The sequence below is a fragment of the Cohnella sp. genome (assembly GCF_041641335.1).
Taxonomy (GTDB): Bacteria; Bacillota; Bacilli; order Paenibacillales; family Paenibacillaceae; genus Cohnella.
On sequence record NZ_JBEPYQ010000031.1, the window covers coordinates 19,541 to 45,273 of the forward strand.

The window sequence follows — 25,733 nt, forward strand, 5'->3', positions numbered from 1 at the left end:
GCCGCGGTTCCGTCGGCTATTCTTTCCTTGATCGTCAAAAAGGCCCCGCTCTCGCGAGAGCGGGGCCTTTTTGCGTGCGCTCCGAACTTAATCCTTCTCCACCGCCAACGCGGCTTCCGCATGCTTGCGATCTTCCTCGGCCTCGTCGTTAAGAGCCTCGACTTCCTCCTCGGAACGCTCCTTCTGCGGCGCCAGAACGGCGACGATGATCGTCTCCGGGTCCTGTGTCGCCGTCACGCCGGACGGCAGCGACAAATCTCCGATCATCAGATGCTCGCCCATTCCAAGCCCGCCGACATCCGCCGAGATGACATCGGGAATATCCTTCGGATAACATTCGATGTCGATCTCGTGAAGCACGAGCTGCAGCATGCCGCCTTCCTTCTCTCCGGGAGATACTCCGGTGAAGTCGAGGCGCGCCGACGTCGTAATCTTCTCGTTCATGTCGATGCGGCGGAAATCGATATGCATCACTTGCCGGGAGATCGGGTCTCTCTGCAGCTCCGACAGCATCACCGGCTGCTTGCCCGCTCCCGGAATATCCATGTCGATGACCGCGTACGGATTGCCCTTCAGCATGTCCGCCACGGCTTTCGCGTCGACCGCGATCTTAGAAGGAGTTGCCAACCCTCTGCCGTACACCACTCCGGGAACTCCTCCTGAAGCGCGTATGCGCCTTAACTCGCCTTTGGTCGAAGCTTCGCGCAGTTGAACTTGAAGCGCGGCACTCATATCGGATTCCTCCCCTGCTAGGTATATCCTTGTTGTACCCCAGGGAGGCGCTCGTTAAACATGCGGCTCGAACAACGAGCTGAGCGACTGCTGCTCGTGCACCCGGACGATGGCTTCCGCGATCAGCGGAGCCACGGACAGCACCTTGACCTTCTCTGTGCCGCAAGGCTGTCTAAGCGGTATCGTATCCGTCACCACAATCTCGACGAGCGGAGAAGCTTCCAGCCGCTCTATCGCCGGTCCTGACAGCACGGGATGCGTGCAGCACGCGTAGATGTCCCCGGCGCCGGCTTTCTTCAGCGCGTTGGCGGCCAGAGCGATCGTACCCGCCGTATCGATAATGTCGTCGATCAGAATCGCCGTCCTTCCCTCAACGTCTCCGATGATGTTCATCACCTCTACGACGCCGGGTTCGGGCCTGCGCTTGTCGATAATCGCCAACGGCGCCTGGAGGGAGTCCGCCAGACGACGAGCGCGAACGACCCCTCCGTGGTCCGGAGAGACGACGACAGGCGATTCAAGCTTCTTCTCGTGAAAATAATCCCCCAGAATCGGCACCCCGAGCAGATGATCGACGGGGATATCGAAGAAACCCTGGATCTGCATCGCGTGCAGGTCCATGGCAATGACCCGATGAGCCCCCGCCGTCTCGATCAGATTGGCCACCAGCTTGGCGGTAATCGGATCGCGGGAACGGGCCTTCCGGTCTTGACGGGCGTACCCGTAATACGGCATGACGACATTGATCGTCTTGGCCGACGCCCGCTTAAGCGCATCGACCGTGACGAGCAGCTCGATCAAGTGATCGTTGACCGGCGCCGAAGTCGATTGCACGACGTACACGTCGCTCCCTCTCACGCTGTCGTCCAGCTGGATGTGGATCTCCCCGTCGCTGAACCGGCTCATCGTCACGTTCCCCAGCTCGACGCCGATATAGCGGGCGATCGAGCGCGCCAGCTCGGGATTCGAGCTGCATGAGAAGAGCTTTAACGTTGGATCCGAATAGGCCATCGTATTACCGCCTTCGTTATTCGGTTTCTTGATTCTTCTTGGCCCGGGCGCGGGCGCGAATCTTGTCCGCGTAGCCCGGCTTGTTGACTTGACGCTCGCGGGCAATGGCCAGATCATTGTCCGCCACGTTGTTCGTAATCGTGGAACCGGCAACCACGTATGCGCCGCTGCCGATCTTGACCGGGGCGATCAGATTGGCATTGCTGCCGATGAACGCATTGTCTCCGATCTCGGTCATTGATTTATTATACCCGTCGTAATTCGCCGTAATCGCCCCGCAGCCGATATTTACGCCCGAGCCGACGATAGCGTCGCCGACGTAGCTCAGATGCGGCACCTTGCTCTCGTCCCCGATCGTGGCGTTCTTGATCTCGACGAAATCCCCGACCTTCACGCGACGCCCCAGCTTCGTTCCCGGCCGCAAATAAGCGAACGGACCGACGTTGCAGCCTTCGGCCACTTCCGCGTCTTCGGCCACCGTCTGACGAATCGTCGCGCCGTCTCCGACGGTTGTATCCGTCAAGTCTGCCGACGGCCCGATTGCGCAATCGGAACCGATCGAAGTCGCGCCGCGAAGAAACGTTCCGGGATAAATAACCGTATCCGCGCCGATCGTAACGCCCGCTTCAATATACGTATTCGCCGCATCGATTATAGTCACGCCATTCGCCTGATGGGCCTCATTAATTCTTTGTCTCATAAGACGTTCGGCTTCTCCGAGAGCGATCCGGTCGTTAACTCCCGTCGCCTCCGCCGGATTCTTGCACTTGCTGGCCGAAATCCGTTCGCCGCGGCCCCGCAGAATGCCGATGACGTCGGTCGCATAGTATTCGCCTTGGGAATTATCGTTCGTCACGTCCGAGAGAGCCGAGAACAGCTTGCGGTTGTCGAAGCAATACGTTCCCGTGTTGATCTCCCGGATCGCCGCCTGCTCCGGAGAACAATCCTTCTGCTCGACGATTCCAAGGACGCTTCCGTCTTCGCCGCGAATGATCCGGCCCAGCCCTAAGGGTTCGGCGACATCCGCCGTCAGCACCGTCGCCGCCGCGCCTTCCCGAACGTGATGCGCAATCAATTCCTTGATCGTATCCGCCGTCACGAGCGGCGTATCGCCGTAAGTGACGACGGTAACGCCGTCTTCCTGTCCGAGCAGCGCTTCGGCCTGCTGTACCGCGTGGCCCGTGCCGAGCTGTTCCGCCTGCAAGGCGTACTCGACCGATTCCCCCAACGCCGTCTTCACGTCTTCCGCGCCATGCCCGACGACGACGACCGTTCTGTCGCACTCGGCGTTCCGAACCGCGTCAAGCACATGACCGACCATGGGCTTGCCGCATACGGGATGCAGCACTTTATATAGTTTGGATTTCATTCTCTTGCCTTGCCCCGCGGCAAGGATGATCGCCATTTTGTTCATTAATGCACAGACCCCTTTCTGTCGCTCCGGTAAACCTTATCTATCATCAGAATCATAGCTTATTCAGGTGTAAATGAAAAGAGAGCCTGTCCAGGCTCTCTCCTCAATATTTCATCATTATGCCCCTTCTACCATGACTTCTTCGTCTTGCGCTGCCCGTTCGTATTCCGCCAGTACTGCGGCTTGGATCTTCTCGCGCGTTCCGGAAGAAATGGGATGGGCAATATCCCGAAACTCTCCATCCGGTGTCCGTTTACTCGGCATAGCGACGAACATGCCATTGTTGCCGTCGATAACGCGAATGTCGTGGACGACGAATTCGTTATCGATCGTGATCGAAGCAATGGCTTTCATGCGCCCCTCCGAATTGACACGGCGGAGTCTCACGTCTGTAATTTGCACTTGTGTTCACCACCTTTGTCCCTCAGAAAGACTTGGTGTAATATTCCACAAAGCAACGCAAATTCCTTCTTAAATATGGAAAAACTCCTGCTAAAAATCAAATAATTTTTTAATTCCTGACAGTTTCGACAGATATCGCCGCGATCAATTCTATTTCGACAAGAACATCCTTCGGCAGCCGTGCCACTTCAACGGTCGAACGGGCCGGAGTGTGCGTTCCGAAGTACGAAGCGTACACTTCGTTGAACTCCGCGAATTGATTCATGTCCTTCAGAAACACGGTCGTTTTGATCACATTCCGGAGGTCGGCGCCCTCGGCGGCCAGAACCGCTTTCAAGTTGGTCAGCACCTGGTGGGTCTGCTCTTGAATGGTTCCGAGTACGAGCTCGCCCGCGGGAGTGAGCGGAATTTGACCTGACGTATACAGCAGGTTGCCCGTCCGAACCGCTTGCGCGTAAGGGCCGATTGCGGCTGGAGCTTCGGATGTGGAGACGATTTTCAAAGTCATGATGTCATCCTCCTAGAAAAAAGTTGCCCGGTTGGACTTTGATTTGCCGAGTCTTCAGATCTACCTCGGACAGACTCGCCAACGATACGTAATCATGAAGCAGCCGTTCCTCGCTGTCGACCTCTCCGGATTCCACGAATACGCCGACTCCGGCGACGACCGCGCGGAATTCGTACAGCAGATCGACCATGCCCTGGATCGTTCCGCCCGCCTTCATGAAGTCGTCTATAATGAGAACCCTGGATTCTTCCTTAAGCGCCCGGCGCGCCAGCGACATCGTCTGAATGCGCTTCGTCGAGCCCGAGACGTAGTTGATGCTGACCGCGGAGCCTTCCGTCACCTTATGATCCCGCCGCACGATGACGACGGGCAGATTCAAGTACTGCGCGGTGGCATGAGCTAGCGGAATCCCCTTCGTCTCGACGGTCATAATCACGTCGATATTCCGGTCCGCGAACGCCGTCGCGAACATTCGGCCTACCTCTTGCATCATCGCCGGTTGACCCAGCAAATCGGTCATATACAAATAACCGCCCGGCAGCAGCCGATCCGGCTGTTCGAGCTCGCGGCAGATCGATCCGATTCTCTCAAGCGCTTGGTCCTTGCGGCACTTCGGCACGAACCGGACGCCGCCGGCCGCGCCGGCCAATGTGTTCAGTTCCCCGATTCCTTCGTCCTCGAACACTTCTTTGATGATGGCCAGATCCTCGCTGATCGAGGATTTAGCCGACTGATACCGTTCGGCGAATGCTGTCAGGGAAATTAACGTATGGGGACGGGCCAATAAATACTGCGTCATCTCTACGAGCCTGGCGCTGCGTTTCAATTTCTTCACGTTCCCCTCTCCCGTCCAAATCCGAATATTTTACCAGTATCATAACACCTTTATACGGTTTTGTTCAACAGAAACGAGAGACAGAGCCTAACGGTCTCTTACTATGTCAACATTCTTACCACATATACCTCTTTGCAGAACCCGCGCAGCGCATTATAGACGCGTGCGACCTTCACTTCCTTGGACACGAGACCGAAGACGGTCGGCCCGCTTCCGGACATGAGCACCCCGTCGGCTCCCGATTTGACCATGCAGTCCTTGATCTGCCTGACCTCCGGATAACGATTCAGCGTGACGTTCTCCAGCACGTTGCCCAGCGACGCGCACATGTCCTGGAACGACTGCCGCGACAGAGCGTCCAGCATGCGCGGAATCGAAGGATGCTCCTTCACCTCGTTCACGCGGAACTTGCCGTACACGTCGGCCGTGGACACGTTGATCGGGGGCTTCGCCAGAATGACCCAGCATTGCGGAGGGGGAGACACCGTCTCCAGCTTCTCTCCTCTTCCTCTGGCCAGCGCGGTGCCTCCGCGAATGCAGAACGGAACGTCCGAGCCGAGTTCGGCGCCCAGCTCCTCCAGCTCCTTCGTAGGCAGCTCCAGATTCCACAGCCGGTTCAACCCTTTCAGCGTCGCCGCCGCGTCGCTGCTGCCGCCCGCCAGTCCGGCCGCCACCGGAATCTGCTTGTCCAGATGAATGTATACGCCGCGCCTGACTCCGTATCGCTCCTTGATCAGCCTCGCCGCCTGGAAGGCCAGGTTCTTCTCGTCGAGGGGAATAAACCCCGCCTGGCTAGACAGCACGATCTGATCGCGGGGAAGCTCCTCCATCTCCAGACGATCGGCCAGATCGACCATCGTCATGATCATCTCCACTTCGTGGAAGCCGTCTTCCCGCTTGCGCAGCACGTCCAGCACGAGGTTGATTTTGGCCGGCGCTTTCTCATAAATTTTAGACAACGTTCTTCACCAACTTCCGGACGATACCTGTATGTAGGCTTGCTCCCAACCAAGAAAACTTTTACATCATTATAGCAAAGGATGCTCGCAAATGCGAAAAGAGGTCGAATTCTCGCGACCCGCGGGAATCCGCCCTCTTGGTTCGTCCGCCGTCAGGATCTCGGCGCTCTGGACGCCGCCTGCTCGGCGATCTGAATGGCGCGTTTCACCATATTGCCGGCGTCCTTCGTGCTGATGCCGCCCCATCCTTCTCGCTGAACCTTGTCGTAGATGCCCAGGTCCTTCGCCAACTCCGCTTTGAATTGCTCCGACATGACGCTTCTTCTTCTGCTCATCGTACGCCTCCTGCTCTCGATGTCTTGGGACGTTCAAGATTAGAATGCCTCGGATGTTCCGCAGGCATGCAAAACGGGCAGCACGGCGCCTTCGGATCGGCGCGGTGCTGCCCGTACTATTCAACCGTCTAATGCGACAAATAATTGATGCGAACCTGACCGTCGTCATTGCACAGCATCACTTCAACGGATTCGGTCAAAATATCGGCGTAGCTGTACGAAACCCGCTTGAACGTGTGCTGCTCCTGGTCCAGCTTGACAATGAAAACCGATGGGTAGATTTCTTCCAGAACCCCCGTGCGTTCGATGGTTTTGCGTCGTCCACCGTTGGCGCGGAGCATGATTTTGGAACCGACGTGAGGCTCCAGGCTTCGCTTGATATCGAGAAGCGTGTTTTTAGCCATGATCCACTACCACCTCTTTCCCTGTAAATTATATCTAAAAACAGGGGAGGTGTCAAATGAATCAAAATATTATATCAACGATGCGGATTTACTGTCAACGGTCATTTTCCTTGAGATTATCCGGTTTTTTTAAAAGATCCTTCATTTCCGTCACAAAATGTTCACATTTTGTTCAGAACTGGCTGCTTTCAAATTCGGGACGCCTATCCGGTAACGCCCCATCGTCTCGATGCCCCCTACGCCCTGCTTGCCGCTGATCGTATGCGCGATGACATCCGTAATGTTGATCGTGTCGCGGAACGGCGTGAACGCCGCGCGTACGGCCACATAGACGGGATCGAGCGCATGGATCATGATGCGGCCGGGAGAGCTGGCGAAATTCGCTCCCGCCTGAAGCAGCGCCTCGAAATGGGATTGGCATGCGCCCGCGACGACGACCAGAGAGTCCCGACTGCGCTCGTAATCCCTGGCGACGTTCACGGCGTGCACGAAGTTCAAGGAGTTCTTGTAGCTACTGAGCTGCTGCAGGTCCTGCCGCTGCTTCAGGACGCCGTCATGGCCTGTGATGACGACGATATCCGGATGGACTTGGGGAAGCATGCGCAGCAGCATGTGCGGCATCTGCGATTCATGGCAATGAACGCCTTCCGCGGGCACCTTCAGCTGCGCGTATACCTGCATGCTCTTCTTCAGATAATTCGGGTCGCCGTCCAGATGAAGCACTTTGCCCGGCATTTCGAAGAACGGCTGCCTCCGGTCGTCCAGCGCTCCCATAAACCCGATGCGGCTGAACTGTCGGCTTCGTTCCTCGCTGATCTTGCGCAGCGATTCGTTCGCTTTAATACGCGCTTGGCGCGTCCCTCCGAGCTCGTCCGGGTTTCGTACCGTTTGAAGATCCTCGATCGGCGCATCCGCCAGCAAGCGATAATCCGTCCCTCTGAGCACGGCTTGCCGAGCGGCGAACGCCGCGACCCGGAATAACACGTCTCCGCCATAGGATTTCCGTACGACTAGATCCCCCTGCTTCATGGGCCACTCACCTCTCCGTCTATCCTATGGAGTCATGAGACGATGGGTGCGCGTCCGGGGGAACGGGATTCGCGCCGACGGGACGTTTTTATCCGAGCATGCCGCTGCGGGTCAGCGCTTCGCACACGGAGGCGAACTCCTCCAGAGACAGCGTCTCCGCACGCCGCTCCGGCTGAATGCCGATCTCCCGAAGCAGATCTCCCAGCTCGGCTTTGCGGTCCTTGCCCGAGAAGGCGGACAAATTGTTCGCCAACGTCTTGCGGCGCTGCGCGAACGAAGTCTGAACGACGCGGAAGAACTTCTCCTCGTCCGCAACGCGAACGGCAGGCTCCGGTCGGCGCTTCAGCTTGATGACCGCCGAGTCCACGTTCGGCTCGGGGATGAAAGCCTTGCCTGGCACGACGCATACCAGCTCGGGCTCGCAGTAGTATTGGACGGCGATGCTCAAGCTGCCGTAATCCTTGCCTCCCGGCTTGGCGGACATTCTTAAGGCGACTTCCTTCTGCACCATGACGACGATGTTCTCGATCGGCAGCTTGTCCTCCAGCAGCTTCATGATAATCGGCGTCGTCACGTAATACGGAAGGTTGGCGACGACGCTGACGCCGGCCAGGCCCGCGAATTGCTCCTGCCAGAGAGCGTGCAAGTCGGTCTTCAGAATATCGCTGTGGACGATGCTCACGCGCTCGTAAGGGGCCATGACGTCCTTCAGGATCGGAATGAGACGCCGGTCGATCTCCACCGCGGCGACCTTGCCCGCGGCCTTGGCAAGCCTCTCCGTCAGCGAGCCGATTCCCGGGCCGACCTCCAGCGCTCCGCGGGTTCCGTCCAATTCCGCCGCGGCGATGATCCGGTCGAGCACATTCCCGTCGATCAGGAAGTTCTGCCCGAGACTCTTCTTGAACGTAAACCCGTGCTTGCGAATAATTTCGCGCGTCCGGTTCGATGTGGCGATGTCGTGCATGCTGATTATCGTCCTTCCCGCTCCAACTGTTCCAGCGCCGCCTGAAACTCGGCCTTCGTAATCCGGAACATGAGACATCTCTTATAAAATTGTTTGCCGTTCGCGTAGCCGATGCCCAGAATTTCTCCCATCCGCTCCCTGCGGCTTGCGGACGCGGCATGAACGATGAGTCCGGCTTCGAGCAAGTCGTTCCATTCGATCTCCGCAGGCTCGTCCGTATCCGTCTCCGGCCCGCGAACCCGGTCCAACGCGCGGCGGATCGCCTCATCGGACGCATGCTCTACGCCGATGCCCCTGCGCCCGCGCGCCTCGTCCTTCGTCAGGAAGGCATGCTTGCACCCCGGCACGCGCTCGGAGACGATCTTGCGGATGCGTTCCCCCGGAGAGTCCGGATCGGTCAGCACGATCACCCCTCTGCGGGCTTGCGCAAGCTCGATCCGCACGAGCACGTCTTCCCCGATTGCCGAGCCTCCGGTCTCGATTGTGTCGGCGCCTACGGCCCGCTTAACCGCCGTCGTATCGTCCTTGCCCTCCACGACAATCATTTCTCGAATCATTCGTTTTCATTCCGCCTTTACTCCGCGCATTCCTTCAAGCGTATACGAGATCGCGGAAGAGGGCAAGTCCGGATGGTCGGCCCTCTAGGGCGTGTATGCATACTCCGAGGGTAGCAGATATGGCCGAATTTTTGTTCCATGCAAGGAACTTTTGTGAAGGCGTACCGGGGGTACGTCAAGCAAAAGTGACGAAGCAGGGGGCGAAAAGGCGGTGATAGATGCCCCTGAGCGGGTTTGCATACACGCCCCTAGCCCGCGCAACGCAAAAATCGGGAAGAAGCCCCAAGAGGCTCTTCCCGACGTAAAGCTCTATTGCATCGCAGCCGACCGACGCGACTAATCCGAGGACGGTTTGACCGGCCCGATCACGTATACCGTATACCCGCGTTTCAATCCGAACTTGTTGGCATACGATTCGCTGTCGTAGTAAATATCGATCTTCTTGCCCTTGACGGCGCTGCCCGTATCTTCCGCCCGGCGGAAGCCGATGCCTTCGATGTAGACCCACCAGCCCAGAGGAATGACTCTCGGGTCGACGGCGATCGTACGGCCTTCCTTCACGGTCGTTCCCGAACGGGTAACTCCGTAGCCTTCGTCCCCCTTGCTCTTGCCCGTGGAAGCGAAGTCCGCGGAATACGCGGTCAACGTTACGTTGCTCAGCATCCGTTTCACTTTGACGCTCTTGCCGTTCAGCTTGACGACCTTCGCTTCCGCGGCTGTCGGCGGTCCATTGTACGACGCCAGAGCCACTTCGGCCTTCTTCTTCGTTCCGATCGCGACGACCTGCTGCACGGCCGGCTTGGCGATCGTCTTCTCGATCATTTCCTGGCTGATCAGCTTGCCGTCTTCGTACACCTTCTCGGTTTTGTAGACGACTACGCCTTTTTGACCTTCGGTAACGACCTTCGTCTTGCCTTCTTCAAGCTCCGCGCTCTTCTGCTCCACAACCTTGAAGGCGATCGGGCGCTGGGTCTCTGTAACCTCTTTGCGCACGCGGACGACCGACACGGTCATTCCTTCCCGCAAGGGACTGCCAAGCTCCGGAACGACGCGGTCGTGCTCGGCCAGCTTGATGTTTAACGACTCAATGACTCCCCTAATCGTATCTTCGCTCGAATAAGCGATTTGCTGTTTGCCATCCGCTTTGATCATGACGCCTACCGCCCGGTCGATGACGAGCCGGCTTCCCTCTTTCAAGAGATCCGTGGCCGCCAAGGAGAGATGGTCGTTAGGTCCGATATAGATGTCCTGTTCTTCAAGCAATCCGAGCACGTTCGACGTTTTCGTGGAAATCACCTTCGAAACGCCGTTGTCGATAATCGTGATGCTCTTGGTCGCCGCCTTCTGCAGCAACGATACGAACATGATGGTGATGGCAAAAACGAGAATTGCGGCCAATAGCGCTGCACGCAAATGCTCATGCTTCCAACGCAGTGCGAAAAGCTTGCCGGTCGGTCGTGGATCATGGGTTTCCTGTACAGGAATTGCGCCCATATCTCGTTCCTCCTTCATAGCCCCGCCGTCGACTGTAATGCATGAATATTGTCAGACGCGACTAATCCAAAATGGTTAACGACTCTTGGCGATCGGACTCGAAATTTTCGCGGATTTCAGCCGGATCGATCAAGCGCCGCCTTCCCCAGTTCAGAATACTCACATGAGAGCATGTTACCCCAGGCAGTTGTGCTGGCAACACAAAAAGCCATCGAGACAGAGGATCTGTTCGTGGCTTCCGCATGATTGGAATTAAGCTAAGTAAAGTAGCGGCACGAGGGTGACCTCTCTCTATCACGCTTGCGGGGTTAGCTGTCGGATTCGGGCAAAGAGAGTCGCCCTAACGGCTGCATGCCCGACGCGTCACTCAGATAGAGCCGCCGTCCCGGCACTTGCCGTATTCACCCCAAGATTGCTCGGACCGCATTGGACGCTCACCTCATGATCGTCGCCGCGTTGGGTCCCCCACTCTCCCGTTCGGGAGATTAAGCGCACTGGAAAAGGAATGTCGTATTCAAACTTTCTGATGAAGATCATAACCTCTGCGCGATAACGGTGTAAAGACGACCGATTGAACGAATTTGCCCATTTTTAAGGAAAAACGATCGGAACCTGCGCGATAATCGCAACAAAAGTCAGTTTTTTCTTCGAAGTGGTCCGTTTTTCTTCCGTTTCTTCCGTTTATCTCGTTATCCCAAAACAGCGCCGGGCATTTTCGCTTGTAATTTCTGCAAGTTCCTCCAAAGAAATGCCTTTAATCTCCGCCGCCGTCTCGGCGACCAGACGCACGTAAGCGGACTCATTTCGCTTCCCTCGATAGGGGTGAGGCGTCAAATATGGAGCATCGGTTTCGATCAGCAATCGATCCATCGGAACCCTCTCCAACACCTCTTTCGGAACGCGAGCGTTCTTGAAAGTGACCGGTCCGCCGAAGGAAATATGGAAATTCATATCCAGGCATATTTTGGCCGTCTCCCAGCTTCCGGAGAAGCAGTGCATGATCCCTCCGACCTCCGAAGCCTTCTCCTCTTTCAGCAATTTTACAATATCCTCGTGCGCGTCCCGATTGTGAATGACGATCGGTTTGCCGATCCGTCGCGCCAACCGAATCTGTTCCCGGAACACCGTGTGCTGAACGTCCTTCGGCGAAGTGTCCCAGTAATAATCAAGCCCGATCTCGCCGATCGCGACGACTTTCGGATGGGTGGTGCACAGCCGTTCGATCCAGGCCAGATCTTCTTCCAGCTTCATGTCGACCGCATCGGTCGGATGCCAGCCTACAACGGCGTAAATAAACGGATATTTCTCCGCCAGCTCCAGCGTAGTCGGGATCGTTTCGCGGTTAAATCCGATGTTGACGATCGTGTCCACGCCGGCTTCCAGCGCGCGTTGAATCATTTCTTCTCGATCGTTGTCGAACTTGCGTGAATCGAGGTGGGCATGGGTGTCGATAAGCATGTCGATTCATATCCTCTTTTCTTCTATTATATAGACAATCTGGCGCGCGTTTCGGGACTGAGCAGATGAGCGTGAGGCAATAGCCGCTCCTCTGGGTAATAGATGTAATAGTTGCCCCGGTGCAAGCCCGCAATGGAGCGTATAATATCGGATTGGACCGAGATTTCCGTCAACTGATCGCGCTTGTCCAACAGCAGGATCGGAGGCTTCTCTTTGCCGTCCGGAAGCGCTCCCGGCTTGTAGACGTCATAGGGAGAATCTTCGGGGGTATCGACTTCCATATGATAGGAAGGATCGAGGCCGATGCTTCGCCACTGGCTGCGGACATCATCAAGCCATTCCCTGTATTCTCCGGTCAGCGGAGCGTACTTGTACAGCTGACGGTTCAGGAAACGCCGGCACAGATCCGACAGCAATTCGTCTCGCTCTTCCGACCACTGGCCGAACGCCGTCTGCACCATCGCTTCGTCGAGCTTCATATATTGTTCCAGCGTAACGGAGCGCGACAGCAAAGACCGGATCGGAGCTAGCATAAAGGAGAACTCGTATCCTGACGACAAGAGCTCGCTCGCCCTGCGGAAAATTTGTCTCAGCAGAATTTCGGAGCTGCGGGTGACGGGATGGAAGTAAACCTGCCAATACATCTGGTACCTGGACATCAAGTAGTCTTCGACGGCATGCATCCCGCTATCCTTCACGACGATTTTTCCCTGGAACGGGCGCAGCATGCGCAGAATACGGTCCAGATCGAACGTGCCGTAGTTCACTCCGGTAAAATAAGCATCCCGCAGCAGATAATCCATCCGGTCCGCATCCAGCTGACTCGATACGAGACTGACGACGATCGGCTTTTCGTACTTCTTGCGGATGACCGCGGCGACTTTGTTCGGAAATTCGGGGTCGACCTCGCGCAGCACGCGGTTGATCTCCGTGTCGCCCAAGACGACATTGCAGGTCCATTCTTCATGATCCGTACCGAATATTTGCTCCAAAGAATGGGAAAACGGACCATGTCCGACATCATGCAACAAAGAAGCACAAAGACTGAGTAATTTTTCCTCTTGCGGCCAGTCGCCGTATCCATTACGCTCAAACTGAGAAATTACTTTTCTTGTAATTTCATATACACCCAGCGAATGGGAAAATCGACTGTGCTCCGCCCCATGAAACGTAAGATAGGAGGTGCCTAGTTGGCGGATTCTTCGGAGTCGCTGGAACTCCGGCGTATTGATGAGCTTCCAGACGGTTAGATCCTGCACGTAGATGGAATGATGCACAGGGTCCTTGAAAACCTTCTCCTCATGTAATTTCGTCAACATGGACATCACCTCATATTTGTCAGCTTTCGACAAAGTCTTTGTCAAAAAATCGATTAAAGTCGAATTTTGTCGAATATCGTTTCCCTTTAATTTTCTCTTCGCCTAATTCCGCTATTTTTGAGAGATCGCCATAACTGAGAGGATTCTCAGACTTTATTTCAGGATTTTAAGTAATTCCTACATGCTTTCAGGTTGACTTTTTTGGGAATGGTTGGTACGATAGAGTACGGAAAACAGTGAACTTTGTCGAAAACTGGCGATAACGGACATAACTAGATTTACACGTTCGTTTTGTACTTATTTAATCTTACGAGAGGGGTATTACCAAATGATGAAATCTACCGGTATCGTACGTAAAGTCGATGAATTGGGACGGGTGGTTATTCCGATCGAGCTGCGCCGCACGCTTGGCATCGGAGAGAAAGACGCTCTGGAAATTTACGTGGACGGCGAGCGCATCATGCTTAAAAAGTATGAGCCAGCATGCATCTTCTGCGGCAACGCGGAGAACGTCACCTACTTCAAAGGAAAAATTGTTTGCAGAGAATGTTTGAAGGATTTACCTTCCCCTGTGACAAATTAGAGAAAATAGTTTATAATAAAATTTGTATTCTAATAATTGTTAATTCCAACCTTTTTATACTCCTTGCCCCCTCCCGATGTCGATCTCGGGAGGGAATTTTTTTGCTTTGCGGTACTACTCGTCTCCATTCTCCTCGAGCAGCGCCCGGTAGACGTCCCGCTTCGATATTCCCCGATCTGCCGCAGCCGATTTCATCGCATCCTTGCGGGCTTGTCCGGCCGTCTCATAATGCGCGACATGCTGCGTTAGCGATACGGAAGTCCACCATGCGTCCGCTTGCTCTGCGCTCGCCTCCCGATTTCCGTTTTCCGAACGCGTTCCTTCTATTAATATACAACATTCCCCGAGCGGAGCGTTCTGCTCGATGTGCGCCAGACAAGCCTCGACCGTGCCTCTGACGACCTCTTCATGCTTCTTCGTCAGCTCGCGAACGATGGCCATTTTTCGGTTGCTCCATCTCTCGCCGATCGCCGCTACGGTTTTCTTGAGCCGATGAGGGGACTCGTATAAGATTAGCGTTCCGCTCTCGCCCTCCAAACCTTCAAGCAGCTTGTGCACGCCCTTGCGTTCGCGCGGCGGAAAACCGACGAACAGGAAGCGATCGGTCGGCAGGCCGGAGATGATCAGCGCCGACAACGCGGCGTTCGCGCCCGGAATCGGCACGACAGGAATGCCGGCAGCGGCGGCGTCCCTCGCCAGATCCTCTCCGGGGTCGGAGATTGCGGGAATGCCGGCGTCGCTGACAAGCGCCACGTGCTGGCCTTCCAGAAGCAGCCGAATCAATTCGGGACCGCTGGCCTCCCGGTTATGCTCATGATAGCTGACAAGCCGATTCTGAATGTCGAAGTGCGTCAGCAGCTTGCGCGTCTGCCTCGTGTCCTCGGCGGCGATCAGTTGGACCTCCTTGAGCGTACGAATCGCGCGAAACGTCATGTCCTCCAGGTTGCCGATCGGCGTCGCCACCAGATACAGCGTGCCCGGCTTCTCGCGCGCGGCGAAGCTCTTTTGAACCGTTGCCGTCTCCGAGGAAACTGGGCTCGTTGCCGGACTTTCTCCGCGCTTGTCCTTTGTTTTGTTCACGACCGTTTCTCCTCCCCCTCCCGATTTCTTTTGACCGCCGGCGTGCGTCCGTTCGTTCGCTTAAAGTCGGGCAATTCCGCCGCTTGACCGTAAAATACGGCCAACAGCTCCTGCGTATACTCCCCGTCCTCTTCGTAGACGATCAGCGGCGGCAGCAGACGGACTTCGGGCCTTCCGTCACGCGTTCCTTCTATTAATATCATATTCGCCTCCGCATCCTTGCGGGGGTGCACGAAGCGAATTCTCTTCGGCTCGATCCGGTAACGGCGCATCAGATCGATCATATCGGCCATCCGGCTCGGGCGGTGGACCATCGCGACTTTTCCTCCGGCCTTTACGCTCCTGGCGCACGCCGCGACGACGTCCTCCAGCTTGCAGCCGATCTCGTGCCGGGCCATCGCCTGATGAATATTTTCTTTGCGGTCTCCGCTGGCCACCGGCAAATACGGCGGATTCACCGTGACCGCATCGTACAGTTCGCCCTCCGGCTTCCACTCGCGCAGATCGCCTTCTATAATATGTATCCGATCGTTCAAGCGATTAAACTTCACGCTCCTGCTCGCCATGTCTGCAAGGCGGGGCTGAATTTCGACGCCGTCGATCGTCGCAGCCGTCCTCGTCGTCAGCAGCATCGGAATAACGCCGTTCCCCGTGCACAGATCAAGTATACGCCCCCTCGGGGGCACTCCGGCAAATCGAGCAAGCAGCACCGCATCGAGCGAGAAGCTGAACACTTCGGAGCTTTGAATGATTTTCAGATCGTGGGTAAGGAGATCGTCCAGCCGTTCCCCGGGCTGCAGAAGCTGTCGTTCCGCGTTCACAGGCTCGTGCCTCCTCTTCTATATACTTACGCCACACTTAGCTTACTTGATTCGACGCTTGATCGCAAACCGGCTTGCACGTTGTCTTCAAGCCCGACAGAACGGTGATCGAGGACCCGGTTTCGGGTTCCCCGTTGGTCGTTTCGACCGGACCTCCGCCAGGCGCTCGCGGCTCATGCCAACGCCGTTGTCGACAACTGCGTTGCGGAGAACATCCGCAGGGTGTACACGAAAGAGCCCCTGCATCTAAGCGATGCGGGGGCTCGGTACTCACTGAACCCAATGGGCAGCTGCAAAATAGAAAGGAATTCCGATGATGAGGTTTAAGGGGAACGTTATTCCCAGAGCCATTCCCAAGTAAATGGAAGGGTTGGCTTCCGGCACGGATGTCTTTAGGGCCGCCGGTGCCGCAATATAGGATGCGCTGCCGGCCATCACCCCCATCAAGGCCGTCCCGCCGAGCGATAAGCCAACAACATCTCCTATTATTACGCCTAGGACGCCACACCCCAACGGCATGAATAGACCAAACAGGATTAGCTTCATTCCGTGTTTTCTTACTTCCGGCAGTCTCTGTCCGGCAGTTATCCCCATGTGGAGCAAAAACACCATTAAAACGCCTTTATACATATCTATAAACAGGGGTTTCACAACGGAAATCGCGTTATCGCCGCTCATCCATCCAATAAGAAGACTGCCCAATAGGAGAAGCACGCTCTTGCCAAATAAACTTTCTCGAAGCAGCTCTTTGTCAAAAAACTTGACCCAGAAGGCCGCATCTCCCGCCATGATTCCCAGTCCTCTTGAAGCCCCCGCCGCGGTCCCTTTGCTCTTCTCTATCCATCTTAGTAGAAATAATGAAAGGATGATCGCCGGACTTTCCATAATTACAATCAGAGCATTCATGAAGCTTTCGTAGGATTCCCCTCTATGCTCAAGAAAGGATAAGGCTGCGCCATAGGTGACTATGCTGACCGAACCGTATGCGGCCGCCAAACCAATAGAGTTTTGCAGGTCGATCTTCATCCATTGAAGGATAGGAAGAACGACTAACGGGATTACGAAACCTAGAAACAAAACCCCGCCTATGGGCTTTATTAAAGTAACCAGCGAATAATGGGATAACTCTAGTCCCCCCTTCAAACCTATGGAGATGAGGAGATATATACTTAAGGCTTCACCTACGACCGACGGAATCTTCAAGTCGGATTTAATCCATACCGAAATCAATCCCAACGCGAAAAATAAAACGACAGGCGATAGTAAATTTTGAAAGATGATCTCGTTCATTCCGCACTCCTTCTTCTGAAATAAAAAACCGGCTATTTCATGCATTGCGATTAAGATACCCGTCATCCTTGGCATCTTTCGCTCCGCATGAAGCAGCCGGTTTATCCTCAACTAACCGTCATTCAGGACGGTCATTTGACGATCTCCCGTTTCCTTTATTAGGACATCATAGTTCTTTCCAGATCTTTTGCCAGCCGAAAGACCATAATACGCTCACCGGTCTTCGTGCTTAAATCTGTATGAAACGAAACAACCTCGGCTCCCGATAACTTGAACATGATATCGGACAGCTCTTCGATTCCCGATTCCACTAAATCGGAGCGCATTTTCTTTACCGATAGTAAACCTTCCCGGGTCTCTGCCAGCTTATATTCTGCCTGTGTCAAAACTCCTTTAAGCATGACAATCACCATATCCCGAAGGATGTCCGTCTTTACCGTGACAGAACCTCTTCCTAAATAGTCCTTTTCCCATTGCGTTAATGCCTTGCTTATTTCGGATTCCAATCGCCCTTTCGTCAACCCTCTCACCTCCAATAAAAAACGGCATACAGCTTCACCAATATAGGTGGCCATATGCCGATTTACTTCAAACTAAATCCCAACTAATCGTCCTTATTTTCACCTGAACAATAACCCATTATTCAGCCGCTAATAATGATTTGTATGGGGTTTTATTATGAAATCTGTCGGGCTATTAAACTATAATCATACTATATCTTTGATGGTCTTTTGTCAATGTATGGCCCCCCTCACTGCCGAGCCCGATAATCCCCCGGAGTGACCCCGCAATACTTTTTTGAAATACTGAAAAAGTGCCGCACGTTCTCGTACCCGACCTTCTCCGAGATCTGGTGAAAGGATAGCCAATTCCTTCTTATGCGTCGAATCGTTCGGTGACGAACCCGTCCACTTCGCCGGAAAATACGTTTATCGGACCGGACGGACGCAAAGCCGCCGTCAGCCTCCAACGTTGGGAGATAGACGCTCATCCTTTTTTTATCGACAATCTTGTACGTCCCTAAATATGGAGATGGTCGGAGTCATTGAGCAATACCATTCAGAAACACAGTAATTCGGTTTAAGTTTACACTTCTCCGGAAATAATGTAATGTATGATTAACATTTTTCGAGGAGTTGTGCGGATATGAACTTTATTACGGATGAGAAGATTTTAAAAGTGCTTCGAGGATACAATGACTGGTGGAGCACAAACCAAATATCCTCAGACCTAACGAAACCGGTCAAACGACTGGCTTATTACGAAGCCAAAAAGATATTCGAGCATCCTCAAATTAGAAGAGAAATTATTTTGTCCGGTCCTCGTCGCGTTGGAAAAACCACGATCATGTACCAAACCATTGAGGACTGCTTACAACGGGGAGTTCCTTCAAAAAGTATTTTGTATGTTTCCTTCGACCATCCCATGCTAAAGCTATGCGATATCGGAAGAATACTCGAGGTTTTCCAAAACAACTTAAATCCCAATGAGCGCGAACTCTACCTCTTCTTCGATGAAATTCAATATGCGCAGGATTGGGATCTTTGGCTAAAGACGCTTTACGATCGTAACCCCGGCTTCCGGATCATGGCGACCGGTTCGGCAAGCCCCGTACTTGCCGAAAAAGCAAAAGAGAGCGGCGTAGGCCGTTGGACAACCATCCGTATTCCAACGCTTTCTTTTTACGAGTATATCGATCTCATGGAAATTCCCAAGCCGGAGCTGGCCAAGGACATTTTCCCACCCGCTTTAGGTTCGTTGGAGCCAGCCAAGCTGGCCCAGGTTATGATGAGTTTAGAGCCTTTGCAAAAGTATTTTCATCGCTACTTGCTGGTTGGCGGCTTCCCCGAAGTAGCTATTGCGGATGATGTCCATTTGGCCCAGAAAATCATTAGAGAGGATGTCGTGGACAAGGTTCTGAAACGCGATATGGTCTCCCTGTTTCCCATTCGAAATGTTGCGGAATTGGAACAAATCTTCCTCTACCTGTGTATGATAAGCGGCAATATTGTCGTTCAAGATACCATCGCCAAAGAAGTCGGCGTTTCGAGGCAAACTGTCGCGAATTACATGGATTTTTTAGAACAGGCCAATTTGATTTATATCAGTCCCCCTACGGAGCAAACCGGAAAAAAGGTGCTTAAGGCAAAACCGAAGATTTATTTGGCAGATGCAGCTATTCGAAATGCCGTACTGATGATTGGCGAGGAAGTACTTACGGATTCGGATGAAATGGGAATGATTATCGAAACGGCTATCTATAAGCATATCCATTCCTTTAACTACTTGGACACTACCCAAGTCGGTTATTATCGAGATCCGAAAACAGACAAAGAAATTGATATCATCGTGACTTATCGAACCCTATCCAAAATTTTGATTGAGGTGAAATATCGCGAAAATACGGGATTATCTAATAAGGAAGCGATTGTAGAGTGGGCCAATGATGCGAAAAGTGCCGCTGCAATTGTCGTTACCAAAAACAGTTCCGATTACGGCAACACGAGCCATTTTACCAGAACTCCGATTACGAAAATCCCTGCCTTTGCTTTCTTGTATCTGCTCGGTCATGCAGAATATACAAGGTATTTAGACTCTATAAAAAGAAAATAAGATCAGCCGCAAAAAAGCAACGTGCCGATCAGGCCCGTTGCTTTTATCTATTATTTACTTAAAAAAGACAAACAGAACAAGCAATCGCCTTCCATCCGCAGATGACCGTAGTACACGTTGCAGATATGGAAGCCTTCGTGATACAGTCGGGCAAGGTTGTCGTACCCTTCCCCGACGCTCGCGCTGGCCGCGGGCGCTTGCTCGGCGTTCCCCTTCGCGACAGCCGGTTCTTCCGCCGCTTCCTGGGTGACCGCTACGGGTTCCGTTTCCCGCTTCAATACTTTTCTGAGCTGCTGATTTTCGATTCGCAGCCGCTGGTTCTCCTCCAGCAGCTCCTTGAACTTCAGCTTGAGATCTCCGAATTCGGCATATACTTTACCCAAATGCGATTCGAGTTCATCCATATGAAGGAAAGTGTCTTTCATGAACAGATATCCACCTCAAGGCATCCGCTTATGTCATTTCGGAAGGTCCGATCACTTCAAGACGACATCGTCGAAGGGCATTTCTTTGACCTTGCCCAGCTCGAACAGCTGTACGTGCACGCTTCGGGAACCGAGGTTAATGCCAACGACTTTACCCTCTCCGAGCGACGTCACGACCGTCTTGCCTACCGCCGGCAATTCTTCTTTGGCGCTTTCATAGTTGTCATGCTCGTACTTCAAGCAACACATCAATCGGCCGCACAAACCGGAGATTTTCGTCGGATTCAGCGACAGATTCTGATCCTTCGCCATCTTGATGGATACCGGCTCGAAATCCCCCAGCCACGAGGAGCAGCACAGCACTCGCCCGCACGGCCCTATTCCGCCAAGCATCTTGGCTTCGTCGCGCACCCCGATCTGCCGCAATTCGATGCGGGTCCGGAATACGCCAGCCAAATCCTTCACGAGCTCCCGGAAATCGACTCGCCCTTCGGCCGTGAAGTAGAAAATGATTTTGTTCCGGTCAAACGTGTATTCCACGTCCACGAGCTTCATCTTGAGCGCGTGATCCTTGATTTTCTGCAGTCCGACGGTAAATGCGTTCTTGGCTGCGTTGCGGTTCTCCTCGACGGCCTTGGCGTCGGGGTCCCCCGCGATTCGGATGACCTTCTTCAGAGGAAGAACGACATCCTCTTCTCCTACCGTCTTCGGGCCGACGACGACTTTGCCGTATTCAACGCCGCGTGCCGTCTCCACGATGACATGCTGATCTTTGGATACCGGATGCTCGGCGGGATCGAAATAATAGATTTTGCCCGCTTTCTTGAAGCGGACTCCCACCACATCGTACAAATCTACCCCTCCCGCACGTTCACCAGAAATTGCTCCAGCGCCAGTTGCGGCGCCACGTGAGCTTTAATTCTCCTTGCTGCCGTCAACGCGGACTCCATGATGGTTACCCAAGACCCGATCGAACGGCTCCAAGCCGTCTTGGAGATCCATTCCGCCTGATCCGGGAACACCATATGGCTGTGACGGTCGGTCATGGCGTAAATCATATCTCTATACCACAAAGCTAACAATTGTAGCAAAATGTCAACATGTTCGGCGAGCTCCGTCTTAAACACCTGCTGTTGTGCTTGAAGCACGCTGGCGGCGAACCGGGACGGACTCTCCTTGCCTAATTGTATCACTACGTTTCGGATATCTGCAAACCAATTCTCGTCTACCAATTTCCGGCTGGCCGAAAGCCCGGACGACAAGTGGACGGCCGCTCGCGCCAGCAGCGGCGATTTGCCCTCTTGTACGAGAAGATTCTCCAACGCCTGACGATCGCCCGGAACGAACGGGACGAGCTGCGTCCGCGACAGAATGGTCGGCAGCACGGCTTGCGCGCTCGGTGCAAGCAGGATGGCGACGACGGGGGAGGGAGGCTCCTCCAGAAACTTCAGCAGGCTGTTGCCTGCCTGGACCGTCATCGTCTCGGCCGCTTGGATGATGTACACTTTATAGCCCGCTCCGGAGCTGCGATAGGAGAGCTCGCGCTGCAGCGAACGAATCTGCTCGATCTTGACGGTCGCGCCGTCCGGCTGAATGACGTGCAGATCCGGATGGTTGCCGTGAAGCACCTTGCGGCATTCCAGACATTCTCCGCAAGCGTCTCCGCCGCCCCTCTCGCAAAAAATCGCCTGCGCGAACGCTTGCGCCATCTCCATTCGTCCCGAACCGGGCGGTCCCGCGAACAGGTAGGCATGCGCAAGCCGGTTCGCCGCAAGCGCATTGCGCAGAAGCGATTTCGCCCTGTCTTGTCCCGCAATCTGTTGAAAACCCATCTAACGAAAGCTCCTTAGTCGAGACTCAAAATGCAATGTTGATCAGAAGGCCGCGAATCTCCCCGACCTTCTGAAGTAAATCGATCCGTCCTTCTTCACTCTGCAGCAGTTCTTCGCCCATGCCCACGAGCATCGCGTCGACTTCTTCGAGCAGCTTGTAGCGCTTGCCGCGGCCTCTCCGGTCCCAGCCTCTCGTCTCCTTCAAGGCAATGCCGCGGCGAACCGTATCCTCCAGGAACGCCTTGACCATCTGCCGGTACAGCACCAGCTCCCGAATCGTCATGGAACGGGTCAACCGATCCCCCTGCATCCGAATGTCCTCCAGCTTGCGCTGCAGCTCCTCGTGCGTCCGCTGTTCGTCCTGCTGCTGCATCAGATCGCCGAAGCTCTGGGACTGTGCGGGCCTGGCCGGCAAATCTCCGCGTTGGATCGTCTTGCCGACGGGATATAGCCCCGGTTGGATTTTCATGTCCGTTCACACCGCCCAACCGTTAGAAATGTTCGAACCTTTCGACCGGAAGCACGAATACGGCCGCTCCGCCCACCTGCACCTCGACGGGGAAGGGAATGTAGGAATCCGCCGCTCCGCTGACAGGCGATACCGGGGTAACCAACTGGTCGCGCACTTTGCAGCTCGAACGAATGACATCCAGCGCGCCCTGCACCCGATCGTCTTCGATCCCGATCAGAAACGTCGTATTGCCGGCGCGAAGAAATCCGCCGGTACTGGCCAGCTTGGTCGCCCGAAACCCTTCCTTGATCAACGCGTTGGACAACCGGTTGCTGTCCTTATCCTGAATGACTGCAATAAGTAATTTCATGTTCAGGCCTCCTGTTAGATGTAATAGGGGTCTGTCGAATTTTTGCTTATTTCTACTATATTAAATTGGACACGGGTATGCTAAAATCCTTTTTTAAATGACTCCGTCAGCGATTTCTCCACCAGTTTCCAAGCCGACTCGGCCAGAAGGGCAGGCTCCTCGCTTGCATCCAGCGTGCGGATGCGTTCGGGAAACTTCTCGGCGATCTGCAGATAGCCTTCGCGAACTTTCCGATGGAACGCCAGTCCCTCCAGATCGAGCCGATTCACCTCGCGATGTTCGTTGTCCGCGATTCTCGCCAACCCGACCTCGGGGTCTAGATCCAAGTACAAGGTAAGATCGGGCATGCAATCTTCGGTGGCGAAACGATTGATGTCCCAAACCTTGTCTACGCCGAGCCCGCGCGCATGCCCCTGATACACCAAGCTGCTGTCCACGAATCGATCGCAGATGACGATGCTTCCCCGCTCCAGCGCCGGCATGACGATCTCGGCGAGATGCTGCCTCCGGGCTGCCGCGTAGAGCAGCGCTTCCGTCCTCGGCTCCATCTTCGTGTTTTTCGTATCCAGAATGACGCCCCGAATCGCTTCCGCGATCGGGCTTCCCCCCGGTTCGCGGGTTCTGATCGTCCTTTTCTTCGTTTCCTTATATATTCTCTCCGTCAATCGCGTGATCAGCGTCGTCTTGCCCGCTCCATCCCCGCCTTCTTATAAAGACTTGCAAAAATGTCTAAACGGCTGAATCCCTTATCACACAGGGATTTTTACTTAATATGGTTCCATTATATTATTAGACAGCTCGATAGTCCATGAAACTGAATTAATGTTTAGGATATTACAAAAAATGGATAAAAACTTAGACATATTTCTATATAATGCTCCCATAGTCTGAGACACGGGAGGTAAAAAAATAAGTTATAATGAAACCATGGAAAAACGGAACCGATATACCGCAGAGTTTAAAACAAAAGTCGTGCTGGAGGTGCTCCGTGAGGAGCAGATCGTAAACGAGATTGCCGCTAAATACGAGCTCAGCCCTGTAATGATTAGCCGATGGAAGTCGGAGTTTCTAGAACGTGCCACCACGGTGTTTGAGAAGAAGACCAGTGAAGTGGAAAAAGCAAGAAAGGAGTACGAAAGCAAGCAAGAGCATCTGGAGAAGCTGGTTGGCCAACTCACGGTAGAGGTCGACTGGCTCAAAAAAAAATCTGGCCTCAAATGAACCGTGTGAAGCACGTAAGGCAATGATTGAGCGTGACAATGTTGAGATCACCATCAAACGCCAGGCGGATCTTCTTAGTATTAACCGAACGAGCGTATACCGTCCCGAGAAGGAGCGAACGGAGAACGAAGCCAATGTAAGGATGATGCATCGGATCGACGAAATCTATACGAAGCAGCATTACTTCGGCTATCGGCGCATGACCTGGTTTCTTCAAGAGCAGGGTTTTGAGATTAATCATAAGCGTGTGCAGCGTCTCATGCGACGTATGGGCTTGGAAGCGATCTACCCCAAGCCGAACCTGAGCAAGCGCCTGCATGCCACATATACCCGCCCTTATCTGCTTCGCGGCTTACCAATCGACCGTCCAAATCAGGTCTGGGGGATTGACATCACCTATATCCGGATGGGTAAGGGATTCATGTACCTGTTCAACATTATCGATTGGTACAGCCGTAAAGTCATCGATTACGAACTGTCGAGCACGCTCGAAAAGGGCTTTGTCCTGAGATGTCTCAAACGTGCCTTCCGTCGCGGCAAACCTGAGATCATGAACAGCGACCAGGGCTCCCATTTCACAAACCCCGATTATCTTGAACTGCTAGAGAAAGCAGGAGTGAAGGTTTCGATGGAGGGCAAAGGCCGGGCAACGGATAACAGCCGCACAGAGCGTTATTTCAGGTCGCTTAAGTACGAATGCATCTATCTCAATGAATTTGAAGACCCTCGCGCGCTGCGTAAAGGGATAGCTCACTATGTCCAATTTTACAATACAGAACGGCCTCATGCATCTCTAAGAGGAGCCAAGCCTGATCAATTCTATGCCCATTCCACTGACAAAATCGCATCGTAGACTGCAGTCTACAAGATAAGGAGGATTAACTTATTCCTTAGAAATTCGTCTTGACAATAGGGGGCATTACACTAGACATACTTCTAGATATAATAAAAGGGTGAACCCAAAGTATCACCCCTTTAGCTAGTACTTATTCATTCTTTGCTAAAAATTGATCCAATACTTGCTTCACCTCTTCAAACACAACGTTAAGTGTCTCATTTGCATTTATTTTTATAATTCGATCTGGGAATCTATTGATAACCTCTAAATAACCTTCTCTTACTTTCTTATGAAAGGCAAGCGATTCGAGATCTAAGCGATTTATTTCTCTATTTTCATGTTCCTGTATACGTTTTAGTCCCAACTCTGGATCGACATCCAAGTATAAAGTCAAATCGGGAAACAGATTATCAGTGGCGAACTGGTTAATCGACAGAACTTCATCTACTCCCAGCCCTCTTGCATACCCTTGATAAGCAAGACTACTATCAATAAAGCGATCACAAATTATCGTTTTCCCTTCACTAAGTGTGGGGGATATCTTCTCTTTGAGATGCTGTCTTCTTGCGGCTGCGTATAAAAGAGCTTCAGTTCGGCCGTCCATCATGGTGTTATTCTTATCCAGAATAACTGACCTAATCTGCTCAGCAATTGTGATCCCTCCTGGTTCACGTGTGGTAATCACTTCAAGCCCTTTTGAAGTAAGATATTGGGATGCCATCATTACAATAGTTGACTTTCCCGCACCTTCATTCCCCTCTGCGGAAAAAAAATAACCTCTTTTCATT

28 protein-coding genes, 1 pseudogene and 1 riboswitch are annotated in these 25,733 nt (G+C 53.6%); of the genes and pseudogenes, 3 read left to right on the forward strand and 26 right to left on the reverse strand.

The features are described 5' to 3' along the window. Window positions 1-87: 87 nt before the first annotated feature. The 15 genes from ACESLM_RS12290 to ACESLM_RS12360 form a co-directional block, all read right to left on the reverse strand. Window positions 88-732, reverse strand: coding sequence for a 50S ribosomal protein L25 (locus tag ACESLM_RS12290; RefSeq protein ID WP_372631867.1), 645 nt, complete (start codon window positions 730-732; stop codon window positions 88-90). A 54-nt stretch (window positions 733-786) separates the two neighbouring features. Then, the gene (locus tag ACESLM_RS12295; RefSeq protein ID WP_372631868.1) at window positions 787-1,743 is read right to left on the reverse strand and encodes a ribose-phosphate diphosphokinase; all 957 of its coding nucleotides are present in this window, start codon (window positions 1,741-1,743) and stop codon (window positions 787-789) included. A gap of 16 nt (window positions 1,744-1,759) precedes the next feature. Further along, complete coding sequence (gene glmU / locus ACESLM_RS12300; protein ID WP_372631869.1) at window positions 1,760-3,157, reverse strand: bifunctional UDP-N-acetylglucosamine diphosphorylase/glucosamine-1-phosphate N-acetyltransferase GlmU; 1,398 nt, start codon at window positions 3,155-3,157, stop codon at window positions 1,760-1,762. A gap of 117 nt (window positions 3,158-3,274) precedes the next feature. After that, entirely contained in the window at window positions 3,275-3,559 is a 285-nt protein-coding gene (gene spoVG / locus ACESLM_RS12305; RefSeq protein ID WP_035119511.1) for a septation regulator SpoVG, read from the reverse strand. Between the two features lie 109 nt (window positions 3,560-3,668). Beyond that, the gene (locus tag ACESLM_RS12310) at window positions 3,669-4,067 is read right to left on the reverse strand and encodes a RidA family protein (protein WP_372631871.1); all 399 of its coding nucleotides are present in this window, start codon (window positions 4,065-4,067) and stop codon (window positions 3,669-3,671) included. 4 nt (window positions 4,068-4,071) lie between these two features. Continuing rightward, window positions 4,072-4,902 carry a pur operon repressor gene (gene purR / locus ACESLM_RS12315; protein WP_372631873.1) on the reverse strand — a complete coding sequence of 277 codons (831 nt, stop codon included), beginning with the start codon at window positions 4,900-4,902 and terminating at the stop codon, window positions 4,072-4,074. Window positions 4,903-5,003: 101 nt separating this feature from the next. Then, window positions 5,004-5,861: a 4-(cytidine 5'-diphospho)-2-C-methyl-D-erythritol kinase gene (gene ispE / locus ACESLM_RS12320; RefSeq protein WP_372631874.1), complete on the reverse strand. Its 858-nt coding sequence runs from the start codon at window positions 5,859-5,861 to the stop codon at window positions 5,004-5,006. A gap of 152 nt (window positions 5,862-6,013) precedes the next feature. Next, a complete protein-coding gene (locus ACESLM_RS12325; RefSeq protein ID WP_094048611.1) occupies window positions 6,014-6,196 on the reverse strand; it encodes a small, acid-soluble spore protein, alpha/beta type in 183 nt (60 codons plus the stop codon). A 128-nt stretch (window positions 6,197-6,324) separates the two neighbouring features. Beyond that, a complete protein-coding gene (gene veg / locus ACESLM_RS12330; protein ID WP_094048613.1) occupies window positions 6,325-6,600 on the reverse strand; it encodes a biofilm formation stimulator Veg in 276 nt (91 codons plus the stop codon). Window positions 6,601-6,750: 150 nt separating this feature from the next. Then, entirely contained in the window at window positions 6,751-7,629 is an 879-nt protein-coding gene (yabG, locus tag ACESLM_RS12335; protein ID WP_372631876.1) for a sporulation peptidase YabG, read from the reverse strand. An 88-nt stretch (window positions 7,630-7,717) separates the two neighbouring features. After that, window positions 7,718-8,593 (reverse strand): 16S rRNA (adenine(1518)-N(6)/adenine(1519)-N(6))-dimethyltransferase RsmA, encoded by an 876-nt coding sequence (gene rsmA, locus ACESLM_RS12340; RefSeq protein ID WP_372631877.1) that lies wholly within the window; start codon window positions 8,591-8,593, stop codon window positions 7,718-7,720. A 5-nt stretch (window positions 8,594-8,598) separates the two neighbouring features. Beyond that, a complete protein-coding gene (gene rnmV, locus ACESLM_RS12345) occupies window positions 8,599-9,150 on the reverse strand; it encodes a ribonuclease M5 (protein WP_094048620.1) in 552 nt (183 codons plus the stop codon). Window positions 9,151-9,486: 336 nt separating this feature from the next. Further along, entirely contained in the window at window positions 9,487-10,644 is a 1,158-nt protein-coding gene (locus tag ACESLM_RS12350) for a resuscitation-promoting factor (RefSeq protein ID WP_372631878.1), read from the reverse strand. 282 nt (window positions 10,645-10,926) lie between these two features. After that, window positions 10,927-11,146, reverse strand: a riboswitch (cyclic di-AMP (ydaO/yuaA leader). A 179-nt stretch (window positions 11,147-11,325) separates the two neighbouring features. Further along, window positions 11,326-12,102: a TatD family hydrolase gene (locus tag ACESLM_RS12355; protein WP_372631879.1), complete on the reverse strand. Its 777-nt coding sequence runs from the start codon at window positions 12,100-12,102 to the stop codon at window positions 11,326-11,328. A 26-nt stretch (window positions 12,103-12,128) separates the two neighbouring features. Further along, window positions 12,129-13,421 (reverse strand): HD domain-containing protein, encoded by a 1,293-nt coding sequence (locus tag ACESLM_RS12360; RefSeq protein WP_372631880.1) that lies wholly within the window; start codon window positions 13,419-13,421, stop codon window positions 12,129-12,131. Window positions 13,422-13,749: 328 nt separating this feature from the next. Here ACESLM_RS12360 and ACESLM_RS12365 point away from each other — a divergent pair, with 328 nt between their 5' ends. Beyond that, on the forward strand, window positions 13,750-14,004 hold the full coding sequence (locus ACESLM_RS12365; protein ID WP_027086730.1) for an AbrB/MazE/SpoVT family DNA-binding domain-containing protein: 255 nt from the start codon (window positions 13,750-13,752) through the stop codon (window positions 14,002-14,004). Window positions 14,005-14,118: 114 nt separating this feature from the next. On the opposite strand, the gene rsmI is transcribed toward ACESLM_RS12365, so the two are convergent. The 4 genes from rsmI to ACESLM_RS12385 form a co-directional block, all read right to left on the reverse strand. Further along, entirely contained in the window at window positions 14,119-14,976 is an 858-nt protein-coding gene (gene rsmI / locus ACESLM_RS12370) for a 16S rRNA (cytidine(1402)-2'-O)-methyltransferase (protein WP_372631902.1), read from the reverse strand. A gap of 104 nt (window positions 14,977-15,080) precedes the next feature. Continuing rightward, window positions 15,081-15,905, reverse strand: coding sequence for a tRNA1(Val) (adenine(37)-N6)-methyltransferase (locus ACESLM_RS12375; RefSeq protein ID WP_372631881.1), 825 nt, complete (start codon window positions 15,903-15,905; stop codon window positions 15,081-15,083). 270 nt (window positions 15,906-16,175) lie between these two features. Next, window positions 16,176-17,195, reverse strand: a complete 1,020-nt coding sequence (locus tag ACESLM_RS12380) for a sodium-dependent bicarbonate transport family permease (protein ID WP_372631882.1) — start codon at window positions 17,193-17,195, stop codon at window positions 16,176-16,178. A 158-nt stretch (window positions 17,196-17,353) separates the two neighbouring features. Next, window positions 17,354-17,770, reverse strand: a complete 417-nt coding sequence (locus ACESLM_RS12385) for a Na-translocating system protein MpsC family protein (protein ID WP_372631884.1) — start codon at window positions 17,768-17,770, stop codon at window positions 17,354-17,356. Between the two features lie 571 nt (window positions 17,771-18,341). Between ACESLM_RS12385 and ACESLM_RS12390 the strand changes: the two genes are divergently transcribed. Further along, window positions 18,342-19,808, forward strand: coding sequence for an ATP-binding protein (locus ACESLM_RS12390; protein WP_372631885.1), 1,467 nt, complete (start codon window positions 18,342-18,344; stop codon window positions 19,806-19,808). A gap of 50 nt (window positions 19,809-19,858) precedes the next feature. Here ACESLM_RS12390 and ACESLM_RS12395 read toward each other — a convergent pair whose 3' ends face one another. From ACESLM_RS12395 to tmk (ACESLM_RS12420), 6 genes and pseudogenes are all read right to left on the reverse strand, one after another. Then, the gene (locus ACESLM_RS12395; RefSeq protein ID WP_372631903.1) at window positions 19,859-20,212 is read right to left on the reverse strand and encodes an initiation-control protein YabA; all 354 of its coding nucleotides are present in this window, start codon (window positions 20,210-20,212) and stop codon (window positions 19,859-19,861) included. A 72-nt stretch (window positions 20,213-20,284) separates the two neighbouring features. Continuing rightward, window positions 20,285-21,085, reverse strand: coding sequence for a PSP1 domain-containing protein (locus ACESLM_RS12400; protein WP_094048676.1), 801 nt, complete (start codon window positions 21,083-21,085; stop codon window positions 20,285-20,287). A 2-nt stretch (window positions 21,086-21,087) separates the two neighbouring features. Beyond that, the gene (holB, locus tag ACESLM_RS12405; RefSeq protein ID WP_372631886.1) at window positions 21,088-22,065 is read right to left on the reverse strand and encodes a DNA polymerase III subunit delta'; all 978 of its coding nucleotides are present in this window, start codon (window positions 22,063-22,065) and stop codon (window positions 21,088-21,090) included. A gap of 25 nt (window positions 22,066-22,090) precedes the next feature. After that, window positions 22,091-22,534, reverse strand: coding sequence for a YaaR family protein (locus ACESLM_RS12410; RefSeq protein ID WP_094048680.1), 444 nt, complete (start codon window positions 22,532-22,534; stop codon window positions 22,091-22,093). 22 nt (window positions 22,535-22,556) lie between these two features. Next, complete coding sequence (locus ACESLM_RS12415) at window positions 22,557-22,886, reverse strand: cyclic-di-AMP receptor (RefSeq protein WP_094048682.1); 330 nt, start codon at window positions 22,884-22,886, stop codon at window positions 22,557-22,559. Window positions 22,887-22,966: 80 nt separating this feature from the next. Beyond that, window positions 22,967-23,593, reverse strand: a pseudogene (gene tmk / locus ACESLM_RS12420) (dTMP kinase); the annotation flags it as partial. A gap of 220 nt (window positions 23,594-23,813) precedes the next feature. Here tmk (ACESLM_RS12420) and ACESLM_RS12425 point away from each other — a divergent pair. Beyond that, a protein-coding gene (locus tag ACESLM_RS12425) for an IS3 family transposase (RefSeq protein WP_483862598.1) occupies window positions 23,814-24,960 on the forward strand; the annotation gives its coding sequence in 2 pieces (ribosomal slippage) (window positions 23,814-24,085 and window positions 24,084-24,960; 1,149 coding nt in all). Window positions 24,961-25,093: 133 nt separating this feature from the next. On the opposite strand, the gene tmk (ACESLM_RS12430) is transcribed toward ACESLM_RS12425, so the two are convergent. Next, window positions 25,094-25,732: a dTMP kinase gene (gene tmk / locus ACESLM_RS12430; protein WP_372631888.1), complete on the reverse strand. Its 639-nt coding sequence runs from the start codon at window positions 25,730-25,732 to the stop codon at window positions 25,094-25,096. Window position 25,733: the final 1 nt, after the last annotated feature.

What these genes read in the sequence shown, in the direction of transcription:
- ACESLM_RS12290 (WP_372631867.1), bottom strand. Translation starts at nt 732, where the DNA reads ATGAGTGCCGCGCTTCAAGTTCAACTGCGCGAAGCTTCGACCAAAGGC.
- ACESLM_RS12295 (WP_372631868.1), bottom strand. Translation starts at nt 1,743, where the DNA reads ATGGCCTATTCGGATCCAACGTTAAAGCTCTTCTCATGCAGCTCGAAT.
- glmU (WP_372631869.1), bottom strand. Translation starts at nt 3,157, where the DNA reads ATGAACAAAATGGCGATCATCCTTGCCGCGGGGCAAGGCAAGAGAATG.
- ACESLM_RS12310 (WP_372631871.1), bottom strand. Translation starts at nt 4,067, where the DNA reads ATGACTTTGAAAATCGTCTCCACATCCGAAGCTCCAGCCGCAATCGGC.
- ACESLM_RS12325 (WP_094048611.1), bottom strand. Translation starts at nt 6,196, where the DNA reads ATGAGCAGAAGAAGAAGCGTCATGTCGGAGCAATTCAAAGCGGAGTTG.
- veg (WP_094048613.1), bottom strand. Translation starts at nt 6,600, where the DNA reads ATGGCTAAAAACACGCTTCTCGATATCAAGCGAAGCCTGGAGCCTCAC.
- yabG (WP_372631876.1), bottom strand. Translation starts at nt 7,629, where the DNA reads ATGAAGCAGGGGGATCTAGTCGTACGGAAATCCTATGGCGGAGACGTG.
- rsmA (WP_372631877.1), bottom strand. Translation starts at nt 8,593, where the DNA reads ATGCACGACATCGCCACATCGAACCGGACGCGCGAAATTATTCGCAAG.
- rnmV (WP_094048620.1), bottom strand. Translation starts at nt 9,150, where the DNA reads ATGATTCGAGAAATGATTGTCGTGGAGGGCAAGGACGATACGACGGCG.
- ACESLM_RS12350 (WP_372631878.1), bottom strand. Translation starts at nt 10,644, where the DNA reads ATGGGCGCAATTCCTGTACAGGAAACCCATGATCCACGACCGACCGGC.
- ACESLM_RS12355 (WP_372631879.1), bottom strand. Translation starts at nt 12,102, where the DNA reads ATGCTTATCGACACCCATGCCCACCTCGATTCACGCAAGTTCGACAAC.
- ACESLM_RS12360 (WP_372631880.1), bottom strand. Translation starts at nt 13,421, where the DNA reads ATGTTGACGAAATTACATGAGGAGAAGGTTTTCAAGGACCCTGTGCAT.
- ACESLM_RS12365 (WP_027086730.1), top strand. Translation starts at nt 13,750, where the DNA reads ATGATGAAATCTACCGGTATCGTACGTAAAGTCGATGAATTGGGACGG.
- ACESLM_RS12380 (WP_372631882.1), bottom strand. Translation starts at nt 17,195, where the DNA reads ATGAACGAGATCATCTTTCAAAATTTACTATCGCCTGTCGTTTTATTT.
- ACESLM_RS12385 (WP_372631884.1), bottom strand. Translation starts at nt 17,770, where the DNA reads ATGGCCACCTATATTGGTGAAGCTGTATGCCGTTTTTTATTGGAGGTG.
- ACESLM_RS12390 (WP_372631885.1), top strand. Translation starts at nt 18,342, where the DNA reads ATGAACTTTATTACGGATGAGAAGATTTTAAAAGTGCTTCGAGGATAC.
- ACESLM_RS12395 (WP_372631903.1), bottom strand. Translation starts at nt 20,212, where the DNA reads ATGGATGAACTCGAATCGCATTTGGGTAAAGTATATGCCGAATTCGGA.
- holB (WP_372631886.1), bottom strand. Translation starts at nt 22,065, where the DNA reads ATGGGTTTTCAACAGATTGCGGGACAAGACAGGGCGAAATCGCTTCTG.
- ACESLM_RS12410 (WP_094048680.1), bottom strand. Translation starts at nt 22,534, where the DNA reads ATGAAAATCCAACCGGGGCTATATCCCGTCGGCAAGACGATCCAACGC.
- ACESLM_RS12415 (WP_094048682.1), bottom strand. Translation starts at nt 22,886, where the DNA reads ATGAAATTACTTATTGCAGTCATTCAGGATAAGGACAGCAACCGGTTG.
- tmk (WP_372631888.1), bottom strand. Translation starts at nt 25,732, where the DNA reads ATGAAAAGAGGTTATTTTTTTTCCGCAGAGGGGAATGAAGGTGCGGGA.